The sequence below is a fragment of the Neobacillus sp. PVCKKU3 genome (genome assembly GCF_058323225.1).
The window spans coordinates 1-15886 of the sequence record NZ_JBLVQN010000031.1 but is presented as its reverse complement, the minus strand read 5'-3'; the positions used below and the strand labels follow the sequence as shown (position 1 = coordinate 15886).

General features: G+C 42.4%; 16 protein-coding genes. 13 read left to right on the top strand and 3 right to left on the bottom strand.

All coding sequences use genetic code 11. From position 1 onward, the window contains the following. The first annotated feature begins 16 nt into the window (after positions 1-16). The gene (locus tag ACNQGS_RS19475; RefSeq protein ID WP_491488800.1) at positions 17-1675 is read left to right on the top strand and encodes a glycoside hydrolase family 13 protein; all 1659 of its coding nucleotides are present in this window, start codon (positions 17-19) and stop codon (positions 1673-1675) included. 45 nt (positions 1676-1720) lie between these two features. Here the strand turns inward: ACNQGS_RS19475 and ACNQGS_RS19470 are convergent, their stop codons facing one another. Continuing rightward, complete coding sequence (locus ACNQGS_RS19470) at positions 1721-2236, bottom strand: DoxX family membrane protein (protein ID WP_491488799.1); 516 nt, start codon at positions 2234-2236, stop codon at positions 1721-1723. A gap of 271 nt (positions 2237-2507) precedes the next feature. Between ACNQGS_RS19470 and ACNQGS_RS19465 the strand changes: the two genes are divergently transcribed. Continuing rightward, the gene (locus ACNQGS_RS19465; RefSeq protein WP_491488863.1) at positions 2508-4739 is read left to right on the top strand and encodes a bifunctional diguanylate cyclase/phosphodiesterase; all 2232 of its coding nucleotides are present in this window, start codon (positions 2508-2510) and stop codon (positions 4737-4739) included. 157 nt (positions 4740-4896) lie between these two features. On the opposite strand, the gene ACNQGS_RS19460 is transcribed toward ACNQGS_RS19465, so the two are convergent. Continuing rightward, positions 4897-5286: a YuzC family spore coat inner layer protein gene (locus ACNQGS_RS19460; RefSeq protein WP_491488798.1), complete on the bottom strand. Its 390-nt coding sequence runs from the start codon at positions 5284-5286 to the stop codon at positions 4897-4899. Positions 5287-5450: 164 nt separating this feature from the next. On the opposite strand from ACNQGS_RS19460, the gene ACNQGS_RS19455 reads away from it, so the two are divergent. From ACNQGS_RS19455 to ACNQGS_RS19430, 6 genes are all read left to right on the top strand, one after another. Next, the gene (locus ACNQGS_RS19455; RefSeq protein WP_491488796.1) at positions 5451-6386 is read left to right on the top strand and encodes a COX15/CtaA family protein; all 936 of its coding nucleotides are present in this window, start codon (positions 5451-5453) and stop codon (positions 6384-6386) included. Positions 6387-6610: 224 nt separating this feature from the next. Next, positions 6611-6955: a rhodanese-like domain-containing protein gene (locus tag ACNQGS_RS19450; RefSeq protein WP_491488794.1), complete on the top strand. Its 345-nt coding sequence runs from the start codon at positions 6611-6613 to the stop codon at positions 6953-6955. 18 nt (positions 6956-6973) lie between these two features. Further along, on the top strand, positions 6974-7942 hold the full coding sequence (locus ACNQGS_RS19445) for a bile acid:sodium symporter family protein (RefSeq protein WP_213146461.1): 969 nt from the start codon (positions 6974-6976) through the stop codon (positions 7940-7942). 18 nt (positions 7943-7960) lie between these two features. Continuing rightward, positions 7961-9271, top strand: a complete 1311-nt coding sequence (locus ACNQGS_RS19440) for a purine/pyrimidine permease (RefSeq protein ID WP_491488793.1) — start codon at positions 7961-7963, stop codon at positions 9269-9271. Positions 9272-9416: 145 nt separating this feature from the next. Continuing rightward, positions 9417-9842, top strand: a complete 426-nt coding sequence (locus ACNQGS_RS19435) for an SRPBCC family protein (protein WP_491488862.1) — start codon at positions 9417-9419, stop codon at positions 9840-9842. Beyond that, positions 9843-10208, top strand: coding sequence for an ArsR/SmtB family transcription factor (locus ACNQGS_RS19430; RefSeq protein ID WP_491488792.1), 366 nt, complete (start codon positions 9843-9845; stop codon positions 10206-10208). A 38-nt stretch (positions 10209-10246) separates the two neighbouring features. Here the strand turns inward: ACNQGS_RS19430 and ade are convergent, their stop codons facing one another. Continuing rightward, positions 10247-11992, bottom strand: a complete 1746-nt coding sequence (gene ade, locus ACNQGS_RS19425; RefSeq protein ID WP_491488791.1) for an adenine deaminase — start codon at positions 11990-11992, stop codon at positions 10247-10249. 199 nt (positions 11993-12191) lie between these two features. Here ade and ACNQGS_RS19420 point away from each other — a divergent pair, with 199 nt between their 5' ends. From ACNQGS_RS19420 to modA, 5 genes are read left to right on the top strand one after another with little or no spacing between them, the layout of a single operon-like run. Beyond that, on the top strand, positions 12192-13127 hold the full coding sequence (locus ACNQGS_RS19420) for a dipeptidase (protein WP_491488790.1): 936 nt from the start codon (positions 12192-12194) through the stop codon (positions 13125-13127). After that, positions 13124-14155, top strand: a complete 1032-nt coding sequence (locus ACNQGS_RS19415; protein WP_491488789.1) for a DmpA family aminopeptidase — start codon at positions 13124-13126, stop codon at positions 14153-14155. Before ACNQGS_RS19420 ends, ACNQGS_RS19415 begins: the two co-directional genes overlap by 4 nt. Beyond that, positions 14156-14386, top strand: a complete 231-nt coding sequence (locus tag ACNQGS_RS19410; RefSeq protein WP_213146467.1) for an excisionase family DNA-binding protein — start codon at positions 14156-14158, stop codon at positions 14384-14386. After that, entirely contained in the window at positions 14386-14757 is a 372-nt protein-coding gene (locus ACNQGS_RS19405) for a DUF488 domain-containing protein (RefSeq protein WP_491488788.1), read from the top strand. Before ACNQGS_RS19410 ends, ACNQGS_RS19405 begins: the two co-directional genes overlap by 1 nt. Beyond that, positions 14754-15539, top strand: a complete 786-nt coding sequence (gene modA, locus ACNQGS_RS19400; protein WP_491488787.1) for a molybdate ABC transporter substrate-binding protein — start codon at positions 14754-14756, stop codon at positions 15537-15539. The genes ACNQGS_RS19405 and modA overlap by 4 nt, the downstream gene beginning before the upstream one ends. The last annotated feature ends 347 nt before the right edge of the window (positions 15540-15886 follow it).

Genomic DNA, 15886 nt, shown 5'->3' with positions numbered 1-15886 from the left:
AGTCAGTGAGGAAGATATGAGTAAATTATGGTGGAAAGAAGCGGTGGCCTATCAAATATACCCACGCAGCTTTAAGGACTCGAACGGAGACGGGATTGGCGATATCCAGGGAATCATCACGAAGCTTGATTACCTTAAGGATTTAGGAATCGACGTTATCTGGGTCTGCCCAATGTTCGAGTCGCCAAATGATGATAACGGCTACGATATCAGCAATTATCAGGAAATCATGAAAGAGTTTGGAACGATGGCGGATTTTGATTTGCTTTTACAAGAAACTCACCGCCGAGGGATGAAGCTAATTCTTGATTTAGTCATCAACCACACGAGCGATGAACACCCATGGTTTGTTGAATCCCGCGCCTCTAAGGACGATCCGAAGCGCGACTGGTATATTTGGCGCGACGGTAAGGGCGGAAAGGAACCGAATAACTGGGAAAGCATTTTTTCCGGGCCTGCTTGGGAATATGATGAAACAACTGACCAATATTACATGCACCTTTTCTCAAAAAAACAGCCTGACCTTAATTGGGAAAATGAAGAGGTCCGCCATGCCCTCTATCAAACAGTAAATTGGTGGCTTGATAAAGGGATTGACGGCTTCCGCGTCGATGCCATCAGCCATATCAAAAAGGAAGCTGGCCTCCCCGACATGCCGAATCCAAAGGGGCTTCCCTATGTTCCGTGCTTTGAAAAAATGATGAACGTGACCGGGATACACGATTTTCTTCAGGAATTAAAGGAAGAGACGTTCTCCAAATATGACATTATGACGGTTGGTGAAGCAAATGGTGTCACTGCTGATGATGCTAAGGACGTTGAGCTTTGGGTCGGGGAACAGCAGGGCAAATTCAACATGATTTTTCAATTCGAGCACCTTGCTCTTTGGGATGCTGAGGTAAAAAAAGAACTGGATATAGTAGAATTTAAGGATGTCCTGTCGCGCTGGCAGAAAGGGCTGGAAGGAAGCGGCTGGAATGCCCTTTTTATTGAAAACCACGACAAGGCCCGTGTAGTCTCCACCTGGGGAAATGATAAGGAATACTGGCGGGAAAGTGCCACTGCCTTTGCTGCGATTTATTTTCTGATGCAGGGGACGCCATTTATTTATCAAGGCCAGGAAATCGGCATGACTAACGTCCGCTTTGATTCCATTGAGGATTATGATGATGTGTCGGCAAAAAATATGTACCGCTTGAAACGCGCGGATGGTGTACCACATGAGGACATCATGGAGATAATCTGGGCGAGCGGCCGCGACAATTCCCGGACGCCGATGCAGTGGTCAAATGAAGTGAATGCTGGATTTAGCGTTGGAACTCCATGGCTAAAGGTCAATCCAAATTATCGCAAAATTAATGTGGCGGCCCAAGAACACGACCAGGACTCCATATTGAATTTTTACAAAAAAATGATCCGTTTGAAAAAGGCCAATGAAGTGTTTACGTATGGCACCTATGATTTACTTTTGGCAAAAGACCCACAAATATTTGCCTACACCAGAACACTTGGCAAGGAAAAGGTGCTGGTAATTGCTAACCTTTCAGATAGTAAGGCAAAGGTAAAAGGAGTTAACTTTGAAAATAGCTCCTTGCTGCTTCATAATTATGAAGTTCCAAAAACGAACGAACCAATTTTAAAACCATATGAAACAAGGGTATATCGCTTGAAATAAAAAAAGACGATTCGACTTTGCGAATCGTCTTTTTGCTACAGTTTGTTAAGCAGTGGTATTAGGTTTTTCAGTCGCGGCATGTTTCTTGGTCATTTTTCTGAAGAAAGGAACTACCCAGTAGTCTAAACCAAATCGTCCTGCGTTATAGCCGGCTGCTAGAATGATAAAGCCAAGGAAGATGTCAGTAGGGTTATGAGATACAGTTCCGGCTAAGAAGAAGGCGAAGTTCATCACGAGACCGAAGAACATAGCTGCAGTTGTCAAACATCCAAGCAACAATCCAAGACCAACTAACATTTCACCCCAAGGGACGATAAAGTTGAAGAGATCTACGTTTGGCAGGGCCACACCTTTTAAGAATTCTACATACCAGCCGTAAACAACAGCTCCATCTGGACCTTTTACAGGGTTTGCTGTCACTCCTTTTAAGAATCCTGCTGCATCGAAGCCGCCTGTTAATTTATGAAGACCTGCTGTGAACCAAGCGTAACCAAGGTATAAGCGGATAACAAGTAAGATGGCTGCGGAGACTTTGTTCTCCCTTAAGAATTTGTTAAACATAACTCATTCCACCTTTCAAAAATTTATTTGTTTCTTTCTACTTCCAATATATAGAATTTTTCAGTAAAAAACATGGCTATAGTAATAAGTTCAAAGTTTGTTCGAAATGTTTTGACAGTTCCTTGAACGGTACAAAATTCAAGGCGGCTGCTCGTATTTTTTATCATTGAAAACGTTGCCACTTCCGCTGTAACAACAATTGTAAAGTTAGATGTTTTTTGTTATTTTAAAATTAATGATTTTCGAAGCGAAAAAAGGGGAAAGAACGTTGATGGAAATGAAATTGGCAAATTTTCGAATAAAGTGGATGATCATCATTTGTTTGCTTGTTTTTTCAGAGCTACTTGATTTAATTGTTTCTTTCAATTTTCCATCTATAAAACTATTTCATTTTACAACAATTGCTGTGATTGTATGTACCATCCCTTTTCTCCTGGTCACCTTAAAGGAAATGGGAAAAAAATCAGTAGAATATGAAAAAAATGAACAAAAGTTAAAAAATATTTATGATTCCCTAGATGTAGCGATTTGGTCCCATGACCTCAAAACCAAGCAACTTTTCATTACTCAAGGGATTGAAAAATTGTATGGAGTATCGTTAGAAGACTTTTATCATGACCATGCTTTATGGAAAAAGGTCATTTTTTCGGATGATTTACCGATCATATCTGAACGTGAGCATAAAATAGCACTTGGGGAAACAGTTACAAGTGAGTATCGAATTATCCGGCCTAACGGTGAGGTGAGATGGATTTATGACAGGGGTTTCCCGACTTTGGATTCCAAAGGAAACTTTGTTTATTTTAGTAGTGTACTATTTGATATTACCGACAGAAAGGAAAGTGAGGACCGCTATCGCAGTTTAGTAGAAATGTCCCCTGACATCATCGCTGTTGTTAGTGAGGAGAAAATTGAATATATTAACGAGGCTGGATGGAGGCTGATGGGCGCAGCCTATCCGGAGGAACTGATTGGCAAGTCGCCATTAAATTACGTTCCCGATAACATTATCCGGACAATTCGAAGAAGGGTTGGTTCCTATGATAACCCTATTCAGGAAAGAGTAAGTTTCGAATTTCAGGTAAAACGGCTTGATGGTGAATTAATAGATGTCGAAATGGCTTCAACCCCAATTCTTTTCGAAGGCAGATTTGCTGTGCAAGTTGTCGGCAGGGATATTACGGAAAGGAAAAGGGCAGAGCAAACGATTAAAAAAATGGCTTACTATGACGCGTTAACCGGCTTGCCAAATCGAAACAGCTTTAAGGCCCACTTAACTGAGGCAGTAACAAATCACCAACACCAAAAACCGGCTGTGTTATTTTTAGACCTGGATCGCTTTAAGATTATTAACGATACGAAAGGCCATTCTATTGGGGATATAATCCTTCAAATGGCAGCAGGCAGATTGCAAGGTGCAGTTCAACAGAATGGGATTGTTTCGCGGCAGGGTGGAGATGAATTTATCATTTTACTAGAAGACACCGATAAGGAGCAAGTGACCTATATAGCCGAAAAAATCCTAACTGCCTTTTCAAAGCCCTTCTGCGTAAATAATCAGGAATTCTTTGTCTCAACAAGTATAGGAATTAGTCTTTATCCTGAAGATGGCGCTGATGAGGAAAGTTTAATAAAAAATGCCGATACCGCCATGTATAAGGCAAAAGAGCGCGGGAATAACTTTCAATTTTATTCATCTAGTTTAAATGGAATATCAGTCCGAAAGATGGAATTGGAAAATGGTCTGCGTAAAGCATTGGAATTCAACCAGCTGATGCTCTATTATCAGCCGCAATTTTCCTTGACAACCGGGGAAATCGTGGGAATGGAGGCATTAATCCGCTGGGATCACCCGGAACACGGATTTGTTCCACCCTCTGAATTTATACCGCTTGCTGAGGAGACGGGGCTGATTGTCCCAATTGGCAAGTGGGTTCTTAGGGAAGCCTGCAAACAAAGGAAGGATTGGAGCAAAGCGGGAATAGCGGATTTTCCAATCGCTGTCAATGTATCGGTACGCCAGTTCGAAGATGATCAATTTATTGAATATACTGCAGCGGTTTTGGAAGAAATAGGACTCGATGCAGGGCTTCTTGAATTGGAAATCACGGAGAGCATCATGCAGAATCTGCAAAGATCGTCTTACATCCTTCATCAATTGGAGAGGATGGGAGTGCTTTTATCCATTGATGATTTCGGGACGGGTTATTCCTCGTTAAGCTATTTAAACCGTCTTCCCATTCATAAAATCAAAATCGATAAATCCTTTGTTCAGGATGTACCTTTCCTTGCAAGCCAAGAAATGCTGGTAAAAACAATTATTGATATGGGGTTAAACCTGAATTATATAGTCATTGCAGAAGGCATTGAAACTGGAGATCAATTGGAGTTCCTGCAGCAAAATGACTGTGCTGTCGGCCAAGGCTACTTATTCAGTAAACCATTACCGGCAGACGAGATTGAGATGTATCTTGAACGCAATAAAAGTGGTATCCGTTTTTAATGGGTACCACTTTTTATTTGGCTAATAAGAAAGTATAAGTGCAACTACGCCTCATGAACCGCCCTTATGGGGCTCGCCAGTCGGCGAGTTTTCTTTAGAAAAATACCTTAGGCTGCCGCTCGGAAGGAAGTTATCTGAAGATGCCGATTAGGGTAATTCATTGCCCCCATTTCATGTTAATACTTAAAGTGCAGCAGTCTGCAGGCTGAGCCTGAGTGCCTGGTGTAGTGAGAATGAAAGCTACACCTGATGGAGTAAACCTTGTGCCAACAGGAATGGTGAGTCCAATCGATTTAATGAGGCTGTCAACCTCGGCGTGCTTCCCTTGCTGAGCGGCGTTCATGATTTTGCGGGCAAATCCGACATCACTAAGCCGATCGAGCAGCAGGCTCCCCTGCCTCATTAAAACACGGAAAGACTTGATGGATTGTTCAAAAATTTTCGTATCCACTGGCGGGTAGGCCCTTGGCGGAGGAAAGTGTATGGTGTAGGCAGGATAATATGTCATTGGCGGATTTACAGGATAATGAAAAGGGTTGTAATACATCATAACACTCCTTTTATAGCAAAACAGCATAGCAGTATACGGTATGTTTATGGCGGAAATTTGGTTCCTAACGGCAGAATCGTGATGCATATCACCGAAATGATTGCCCGTTTTTGTTAAATTGTAAATAGATTCAAAATTTTCCCTAAATTGGAGGACGAAAGGTGACAATCAAACGGTTAGCATTTATTTGTATGCTTCTCACGTATTTCTTAATTGTGTTTGGCGGCTATGTGGCTTCCTCTGATTCCGGAATGGGCTGTGGGCCGGAATGGCCGTTATGTAATGGGGAAGTAGTTCCTGTATTAAAAGGGGCCACCTTAATCGAGTTTGGTCATCGGGTAATTGGTGCGCTTCTTGGAATTCTATCCCTGGTGCTATTTGTGAAGCTTTTCAGGGCAAAGAAGGAACAAGTTGTCCGTTTAGCCGCTTTATCGATGTTAGGGCTTCTTATTATTCAAATCCTGCTTGGTGCGATTGTTGTAGTCACCGATTTGCCATCCATCATTATTACCATCCATCTCATCATCGCTTTTGCTTTTCTTGCTTGCTTAATTTGGATTTGGAGATACCCGGGATTTCAAAATCAGGCTAGCCGGGTTGGCTTCATTACTGAAAAGACTCAAACCGCTTCTATCCATTTGAACATATTACTCATTCTTCTGACATGTACACTTGCATTTGGCGCTTATATTAAACATGAATCGTTTGGTATGGCTTGCGGGTGGCTTGGCTGCCGGCAAACATTTTTTCCTTCAAGTACACCAGAGTTGTTGCAAACTCTCCACCGTGGTCTTGCCGGTATTTCCGCCGTTTACATCCTACTTTTGACATACTGGTCTTTTTCAAAAAACTGGGGAAGGGGTCTTCAGAAACGTTTATTGTTGGGGGCATTAACTGTCTTATTTCAATTGGTCATTGGTGCAGCCGTTATTGAAACTTCGATTTCCATCCCGTGGGCTGTCCTTCACCTTGCTATCGGAACCGTCCTAATTGCGATTGTCAGCGAGGCTAGGATTTATTTGGGGGAAAGGGCGATTGTACCGGTATCCGGCCTAAGAAAGCATAGTCCGCATGGGGATAGGAAAAGCTTTGATTAATTAAGAGGGCGCTTGAAAAATACTATTCAAGCGCCCTTAGTATTTATAGAAGCAAGAGGTGCTTTGCCTTACCGCCATACACCGTTTTATTCTTTCGCCTCAATTGATGGGAACATTATACAACAGTGGAAGTCTTTTTTGTTCAGCTTTTTTTCGATTAACGAAAGATATTACATTCCCAAATAATAAAATTGTGTTATTCTTTTGAATGGGGGGTGTTCGTAGTGACAGTGGAAAAAATTACAGCCAAAGAGCTGCATGAAAGATTACAAGGAAAAGAAAATGTTATGATTTTGGATGTCCGGGCAAACGAGAAATACAACGAGTTTCACATAGAAGATTCCCATGTTGAAAGCCGCAACATTCCAAAAACAGAAATATTTGAACTTGAAGAAAATAAGGACAAACAGCTTACCTTACCGAAAGACAGAGAGGTCATTGTTACCTGCACGACCGGGAATTCGGCAGCAAAGTGCGCGAATATCCTTGACCGAGAAAATTATCAGGTCACGCTATTGGAAGGCGGAGTCACAGCCTGGAAGGACTTTTTAAAGTCACTTGAAGATTAAAAAAGGGAGCGACCCTTTATGCTGCAAAAATTGAATAAAAAACTAGAGAAAATTATGCCATTTATAACCCCGGTTAGTGTTATAACCGGGGTTATCTTAAGTGCTTATATAAAGGATTTTTCCTTTTTAATCCCGTGGATTTTCGCTTTTATGACCTTTGCCGGAAGCTTAAACTCCAATTTTAAATCGTTGAAGGATGCGATGCTTCATCCTTTTCCAATTTTTATAGCAATGCTGATTCTCCATATTCTCATGCCGCTGTTTGCCTGGGGAGTGGGGCATATCACTTTCCCAAATGATGCCTATACCATTACGGGTTTAATTTTAGGGATGGTCATTCCAACAGGCATTACGAGCTTTGTTTGGGTTTCTATTTATAAAGGGAATATTCCGCTTGTGTTATCCATTATTTTAATCGACACCCTGTTATCACCAATCATTGTTCCATATTCTCTCTCGGTTTTTATGGGACAAAAAATCGAAATGGATTATGTCGATATCATGAAAGGATTATTGGGAATGATCGTGATCCCATCCATTATCGGCATGCTGTTAAACCAGTGGACAAAAGGAAAAATAAATCAACAATTAGGGGTAAAGCTTGCCCCATTTTCAAAAATTAGTATGGGTGTTGTGGTGATGCTGAATGGAGCGGTTGTTGCTCCCTATCTAAGAAATATTGACCTTAAACTAATCGGCATTATGATGACAGTCTTTGTTATTGCACTGTGCGGATATTTGCTTTCTTTTTTCCTAGGGAGGCTTTTGATTGGCGACCGGGACACGGCTATCACCTTGACCTTTTCAGGGGGAATGAGAAATATCAGTGCCGGGGCTGTCATCAGCGTCACGTATTTCCCGCCGGCGGTGGCCGTTCCGGTAGTGGTAGGGATGCTTTTCCAACAAATATTAGCGTCTTTAAATGGACATTTTATCGCAAAATACTACCAAAAAGGCGCGGAAAAGCAGGATTCAGTTGCTGTCTAGAAGGAAGGAAATTTTATCATGAAGGAACAAACAATAAAGGATAGCGGATTGATTATTAGTGTCCAGGGAATTCAGTGGGCTGTCTTTATGTTAACGAACGTAATTGCAGTGCCGGTCGTTGTTGGAGCAGCCTTTCATATGGCACCGGCTGAAATCGCTGACTTTATGCAGCGCATGCTGTTTGTAACAGGAATTGCTACCTTAATTCAGATTTTTTTCGGTCATCGTCTTCCCCTTGTGGAAGGGGCAGCAGGAATGTGGTGGGCCATTTTTATTCTGCTTGGGACTATGAGTACCCCGGCCAATCAAGGAAATGTGCTTCAGCAATTAGAAATGGGGTTAATCATCGCCGGAATATTACTGGCCATTATCGGATTTTTGCCGATTATTGAAAAAATACGCCTCCTATTTACACCGATTGTAACTGGCGTTTACTTAATATTGCTGGTCAGTCAATTAAGCGGTTCGTTTTTAAAAAGCATGCTTGGCTTCACCGCGACCGGCCATTTAAACGGAAAAATTACACTTATTAGTTTCCTTGTTATTTTCATTATTTTATTCATATCACTGAAAACCAATGGCATATTAAGGAGCTTAGGACCGCTTGTTGGAATCATTGTTGGCTGGACTATGTTCCATTTCCTCGGTTTGATTGATACAAATCAGTCTTACGAGCCCTCCAGATGGTTCAGTATTCCGAAGATGTTTGCTTGGGGAACCCCGAAGTTTGATATTGGGATTATACTTACCACTCTCCTTACTTCGGTCGTCCTCATTTCCAACGTGATCTCCAGCGTTTTGGTAGTTGGACTGGCTTTAGAAAAAAGGGTCAAGCCTAATCAGTATCAAAAGGGGATTTTTGGGAATGGAGTTGGTTTATTCTTCTCAGGACTCTTTTCCGTAGTGGGCGTCATCCCGCTGGCTATTTCTGCTGGATTCATCATGACCACTGGCATTAAAAAATTGCTCCCACTTATCATAGGGGCAATATTAATCACTGTGTCAGGGTTTTTTCCATATATAGGGGGATTTTTAGCAACCCTGCCCTTAGAAGTTGCCTATGCTTCCCTCTTTACCATGTTTACACAGTTGCTTGGCTTTGGCATCCGCGATTTAATGGGGCAGGAGCCGACGGGACGGAACCTAATGGTGATTGGAATTTCCTTAATGACAGGAATCGGCATCATGTTTTTACCGCCCCAAGCGTTTGAAAATATCGCTCCGTGGCTGCGGAATATTGTTTCCAACGGGCTGCTCATAGGCCTTATTTTATGTTTCTTGTTAGAGCATTTGGTTTTTCAAAGAAAGATGATTCGACAGACCTCATAATCCCTTCCTGCTTTATGGAAGGGATTTTTTATATTTGTTTTTGGAGAAAGTAATAAAGAAATTTTTATTGACATGAAACCAAATGGTTTTATATAATCAAAAATGTGAAACCGAATGGTTGTATATTTTTTTAGAAAGCAGGCGAATTGGAATGGTAAATACACTAGAAGATATCAAGAAATCGATTGTTATTGATGCACCAATTGAAAAAGTATGGGAGCATGTTTCTACGGCTGAAGCGATTGGGGAATGGTTCATGCCAAACGACTTCAAACCGGAAGTGGGTCATGAGTTTCACCTGCAATCTCCATTTGGTCCGTCTCCTTGTAAAGTAACCGAATTTGATCCGCCCAATCGTCTTTCATTTAAATGGGATACAGAAGGCTGGTTTGCATCCTTTATTTTGAAAGATTTAGGTGGGAAAACGGAGTTTACGTTAATTCATGGCGGTTGGAAGCCTGCTGATGAAGTCATCGGTAAAGCCGGTCAAAAATCTGGTGTCATTCGTGAACACATGTCTGGCGGCTGGAATGGCATTATCGAAAAATTAAAAAGGATTGTGGAGGGCTAAGTGTCTGCAGCAGCACAAAAGCATGATGTGTTTCAGGCAATTGCAGACCCTACCAGGAGAGAAGTGCTAAAGCTTCTCTCTGAAAAAGAATTGCCGATTTCGGAAATCACATCGCATTTTTCGATAAGCCGGACGGCTATTGCCAAGCATTTGAAAATCCTTTCCGAGGCGGAATTGGTCAGCGGACGAAAGGAAGGCCGTGAAAAAATTTACCGGCTCCATCCTGAACCGCTCTCGGAGCTAAAGCAGTTCTATGAACAATTCTGGAACAATAGGCTTTCTGTGTTGAAGCATATCGTGGAAACGGGCAGGGAAAACAGCGGCCTAAAAGTGATTCAATCAGAGACAGAAAAAAAAGAACCTTAACGGGGTTCTTTTTTTGTACTTTATAACAAATCAAATCGTTACTCTGCATCGATCGAGATATGCTGAAACTTGGAAACCTGAAACAAGCCTATGTCGGTCAGCTTTAATTCCGGTATGACCGGCAGGGTTAAAAAGGAAAGAGTTAAAAATGGGTTGAACTGGTGATTTGCTCCTAACTGGTTTAGTGCACTATGGATATTGTTCAGATTGGCGTAAACCTCTTGATAGGGGCGGTCCGACATCAATCCCGCGATGGACAGTTTTAGTGCGGCGATGATTTTCCCTTGTTTTATAACCACCATCCCGCCTTGCATCTCCTTGATGGTTTTGGCGGCCATCACCATATCCTGATCGTTTGTGCCGGCGATAACAAGATTATGGGAGTCATGGGCGATTGTAGTCGCTATGGCACCGAATTTCAGCCCCAGACCTTTGACAATTCCCAAACCGATAAAACCAGTCTGGTGATGGCGTTCGATCACGGCCAATTTTAGCTGGTCTTTATCCAAAGAGCATTGAAAGAAACCGGACTCATTTGTTTCCACCTGTTCAACGATATGACGTGTCACCAAGCTATTTGGGATGATTTCAATGATGTTTGCCTTGTGGGATTGAACTGGAATTTGAAATTCCTCCTCGGAAATTTCATGGAAACGAACGGTATGGGTTAAAGAGCTTGGGAGTTCCTGCTGGCTGCTTTCTGGAAAGTCTACAATGGCTCCTTTTTTGACAATAGCTGTACCGTCCTTATAAACATCGGCAATTTTAATCGTTTCAAGATCTTCCATGATGATGAAATCTGCTTTATATCCGGGAGCGATAGCCCCTTTTTCCTCAAGTCCAAAACATTCTGCCGCGTTGATCGTTGCCATTTGAATAGCGGTAATTGGGGAGATGCCCGATGCTACCGCCAGCCTAACATTGTGATCGATGCTTCCTTCATGAAGCAGGTCGTCAAGATGTTTATCATCTGTTACGAATAAACAGCGGCGGGAATTATGCTCATTGACGACGGGGATCAATTGACGTAAATCCTTGGCCACAGTGCCTTCGCGGATCATAACATACATACCCCGCTTGAGCCGTTCCTTAGCTTCTGCAGCGTTCGTACATTCGTGATCGGTTCGGATGCCGGCAGCCATGTACACATTTATATCATTTGCGGAAAGACCAGCTGCATGGCCATCAATTTTTTTCCCAAAGGCATTAGAAGTAGAAATCTTTTCGAGCATGTCCTTGTCACAGTTAAGAACTGCAGGAAAATTCATGACTTCAGCCAATCCTAGAACTTTTGGCTGCTGAAAAAAAGGTTTTAAATGTTCGGCTTTTAATACAGCACCGGAATGTTCGAACTCAGTCGCAGGGACACAGGAAGGGAGCATAAAGTAAAAGTCAAACGGCAGGTTTTCGGAAGCATCAAGCATATATTGGATTCCTTCGGTACCCAGAACGTTGGCAATTTCATGTGGATCTGTGATAATAGTCGTTACACCATGCAGGAGAAGAACTTTGGCAAATTCGGCAGGTGTGACGATGGATGACTCGATATGAACATGACCATCGATGAAGGCTGGAGTTAAATAAGCTCCATTTGCATCAATCACCTGTTTCCCCTCATATGTGCCAATGCCCGCAAAGTAACCATCTGCAATTGCAATGTCCCCTTCAATCATTTCCCCATTAAAAACATCAATAATTTTTGCGTTTTTAATAACTGTATCCGCTAGTTCTTTGCCGGACGCAACCGAAATTCTTCTTGCCAATTGTTGCCTTTCCATACGCACCATCCCCCCTGAACTCTATATCTGACATATATTCTTTCCATACTAGTATTCTGTTAGTGTACGTAATTATTACAAGGTGGGATAAAGTCCTTCCAAAAATAAGACGGACTGCAAAATTGAATATTTACGATTTAAATACTAGGTTATAACCGCTAGCTTTTTTTATGATACAATTTCCTTAAAAAAGGAGTCGGCCAACATGAATATCATTGACCTGCATTGTGATGCATTACTTAAGCTTTCGGAAGGTAAAGGTAAGCTGCACTTTGTCGATGCCCCGGAATTGGAGACAAACAAAGCTCGCCTGCAGCAAGGCAAAATCAAGGTACAGTGCTTTGCGATCTTTATCGAACCGGATATCCCATCCGACCAAAAGTTCCAGGCAGCGCTGGAGCAAGTTGATTATTTTTATAAGGAAGTCTTAGGGGAAAATCCCGATATGGTACATATAAAGAATTGGACTGATTTTGACCAGCTCAAAATCGGCCAGATTGGCGCGATGCTGACGCTTGAAGGTGTCGACGCAATTGGCAATGATCTTATGAAGTTGCGTACATTGTTCCGATTAGGTGTCCGTTCTGTCGGTCTTACCTGGAATAACGCCAATTTGGCGGCTGACGGTGCCGGCGAGCCGCGCGGAGCGGGGCTTACACTATTTGGTAAGGAAATCGTGCAATTAAACAATGAACATCAAGTCTTAACGGATGTTTCTCATTTGTGCGAAAAAGCATTCTGGGATGTTATAGAACTTGCAGATTACCCGATTGCGAGCCACTCCAATGCCAAATCCCTTTGTAATCATCCGCGTAATTTAACTGATGAGCAAGCTGCGGCAATGTTCCAAAAGGGCGGGCTGATCCATGTCGTCTATAATCCGCCATTTATTAATGAATCCGGGGATGCGCATATTAGTGACCTCATCAAGCATATTGACCATTTCTGCTCCCTTGGCGGGGTAAAGCTAATTGGCTTAGGGTCGGATTTTGATGGAATCTCCCAATTTATCATTGATTTAGAGAATGCTGGGAAATCGCAAAACCTGATCAATGAACTTTTAAAACATTACAGTGAAGAAGAGGTTAGGGGCTTTGCCTCACAAAACTTCCTTGACCACCGGCCGGGTGCAGCACGATGAAAATTCGCGAAATGGGTATGTCGATTGGAAAGATTGCGACGGGCGAAAAAAACTGCATAACTGACGTCCAGGGGGTAATGGTAGGGCACGTGACATTAGATTATCCTTTAAACGAAACAGGCACCGACTATGCTTGTACGGGAGTAACCGCCATTTTACCCCATAGTGGAAACATCTTTAAAGAAAAAGTGACGGCAGCAAGCTGTGTCCTGAATGGTTTCGGCAAAACAACCGGACTCGTACAGGTAAATGAATTGGGTGTTCTCGAATCGCCGATTATGTTAACAAACACCTTTGGAGTCCCGGCAGTGACTCAAGGCACGCTTGAATATATGCTGGAGGAAAATCCAGAAATTGGTGATACGACCGGAACCATCAATATTGTGGTTGGGGAATGCAATGACAGCCATTTAAACTCAATTCGTAAGTTTCCGGTTAAACCCGAGCATGCCATTGAAGCGATCAAAAAGGCCTCCAATCAGCAAGCTGAAGAAGGGGCCGTTGGTGCCGGAAAAGGGATGGTCTGTTTTGGTTACAAGGGAGGGATAGGCTCATCATCCCGAGTGGCATCAGGCTATACAGTGGGCTGCATGGTCCTCAGTAATTTTGGCAGAAAAGAAGATTTCCGCGGCTTTCAATATGAAACCAGAGGCGGGCTTTCAGAAACTGCTGACGGTTCCATTATTATCGTTTTAGCGACTGATGCCCCGTTGAGCGACCGGCAGCTAAAACGCGTGGCCAAGCGTTGCGGAATTGGTCTTGGGCGGACAGGTAGTCATTTCAGTCACGGGAGCGGCGATATTGTGATTGCCTTTTCAAACGCTCATAAAATTCCTCATTTTTCAGATGAGACGGCTGAAACACGGACACAGCTTCGCGAAGACCATCCCATTATGAATCAGCTATTTGCCGCAGCAGCTGAAGCGGCGGAGGAAGCGATTCTTAATTCCTTGACCCAGGCCGTTACCACACATGGACGGGAAGGCCATGTTGTCGAAGCTATTTGTTTAAGGAAAGAAGGAAATTAAATGTACCTTTCAATAAAAGAAACAGCAGAGTTTTTATCCACATCAGAAGCTGACGTTAAAAAGCTCATTCAGCAGAAAAAAATCCGCGCTCTTTTTGACGGCAGTGATTACTTAATCAACAAAGAACAATTTAACACCCATCTAAAACAAATGGAAAAATACAAACAGCTTGTAGAGGAAATCTTGAGTGAACCCATACCTGAAGACTTGGACGTAAAGGATGAGGATTAATGGCAAATATTTTTTTAAAGCGAGTATATGAGCCTTACGATGAATCGGATGGGTGCAGGGTTTTGGTGGATAGGCTTTGGCCAAGGGGGATTTCGAAGGATACGGCAAGGCTAGATCATTGGTATAAAGAGATCGCGCCAAGCCCAGATCTTAGAAAGTGGTTTTGCCACAAACCGGAGCTGTTTGACGATTTTCGCAGCCGGTATATTCAAGAACTCCGTACTGATGAGGAGAAGCTTCGATTAACTAGTCAAATATTTGAGATGGCAGCTTCTCAAAACGTAACGCTTTTATATGGCGCGAAGGACACGGTCTATAACCATGCGGTGGTTTTGTATGAGGAGTTAATGGAGAGAGGGGACATCGGGTGAAAAAAATATTTTTCACAGCACTGTTGTTAGTGTTAGTCCTATCCGGATGTTCTTCCAATAATCAAGCCAATAAAACGGATAAGAAAGATGCTAAAGTGGAATTAACCATTTCCGCTGCCGCAAGTCTGCAAGATTCCTTGAATGATATTAAAGCAAGCTTTGAAAAAGCCAATCCCAATGTACAAATAAATTATAACTTTGGTGCTTCTGGAGCGCTGCAGCAGCAAATTTCTCAAGGAGCGCCTGTAGATTTGTTCTTTTCCGCTGCAGAGGATAAATTCAATTTATTGGTCCAAAAAGGCGATATTGAAAAGAAAAACAGCATTAATCTTGTGGGAAATGACCTGGTGCTAGTTGTTCCGAAGGACAATAGGAAAGGTATTAATAATTTTAAAGATGTTTCGCTCGCGGAAAACATTTCGGTTGGTACCCCGGAATCGGTGCCTGCCGGAAAATATGCGCAGGAAACATTCGAAGCATTGAATATTTGGAATTTCCTTCAAGGTAAAGTGGTCTACGCAAAAGACGTCCGCCAAGTCCTTACCTATGTTGAAACCGGTAATGTGGATGCGGGAGTTGTCTATAAAACCGATGCCTTAACCTCCAAAAAGGTTAAAATAGCAGCAACGGCAGAGGACAACACCCACACTCCCATTATCTATCCGGTAGGTGTTGTAAAAGAAACGGCACATCCAAAAGAAGCCAAGTTGTTTCTCGAATACCTTCAAAATCAAACATCGATGGATATTTTTAAAAAATACGGATTTAAAAACATACATTAAGCATGAAAAAAGCCTGGAACTATTTTTTTAAAGGGTACTGTTAAGAGGTGCACGAAGGCATTTGGCATATTAATTGGCATGCGAATTGACGCATGCCTTTTTTGTTGTCGTATCAAGGATTTGAAGGGCGATTAAAGAAGAATTGACAGATAATAAATTAGTTAAATATCAAGTGACAATACTTTTGTTCAACGAAAAATTAGGGTCAAATTAAATGCCATTTACCAAAACCGGTTCCAATATGGATTCTTGGCTACCGAAATGAAGGAAACTCAGTGAGTTGGGTCGCCAATAGGGGTTCTTGGCTACCGAAATAAAGGAAACCCAGTGAGTTGGGTCGCCAATAG

Excerpts from the sequence above, each read along its gene's own strand:
- ACNQGS_RS19465 (WP_491488863.1), top strand. The coding sequence starts at position 2,508 with ATGGAAATGAAATTGGCAAATTTTCGAATAAAGTGGATGATCATCATT.
- ACNQGS_RS19415 (WP_491488789.1), top strand. The coding sequence starts at position 13,124 with ATGAAAATTCGCGAAATGGGTATGTCGATTGGAAAGATTGCGACGGGC.
- ACNQGS_RS19405 (WP_491488788.1), top strand. The coding sequence starts at position 14,386 with ATGGCAAATATTTTTTTAAAGCGAGTATATGAGCCTTACGATGAATCG.
- ACNQGS_RS19460 (WP_491488798.1), bottom strand. The coding sequence starts at position 5,286 with ATGTATTACAACCCTTTTCATTATCCTGTAAATCCGCCAATGACATAT.
- ACNQGS_RS19440 (WP_491488793.1), top strand. The coding sequence starts at position 7,961 with ATGAAGGAACAAACAATAAAGGATAGCGGATTGATTATTAGTGTCCAG.
- ACNQGS_RS19410 (WP_213146467.1), top strand. The coding sequence starts at position 14,156 with ATGTACCTTTCAATAAAAGAAACAGCAGAGTTTTTATCCACATCAGAA.
- ACNQGS_RS19475 (WP_491488800.1), top strand. The coding sequence starts at position 17 with ATGAGTAAATTATGGTGGAAAGAAGCGGTGGCCTATCAAATATACCCA.
- ACNQGS_RS19470 (WP_491488799.1), bottom strand. The coding sequence starts at position 2,236 with ATGTTTAACAAATTCTTAAGGGAGAACAAAGTCTCCGCAGCCATCTTA.
- ACNQGS_RS19445 (WP_213146461.1), top strand. The coding sequence starts at position 6,974 with ATGCTGCAAAAATTGAATAAAAAACTAGAGAAAATTATGCCATTTATA.
- ACNQGS_RS19420 (WP_491488790.1), top strand. The coding sequence starts at position 12,192 with ATGAATATCATTGACCTGCATTGTGATGCATTACTTAAGCTTTCGGAA.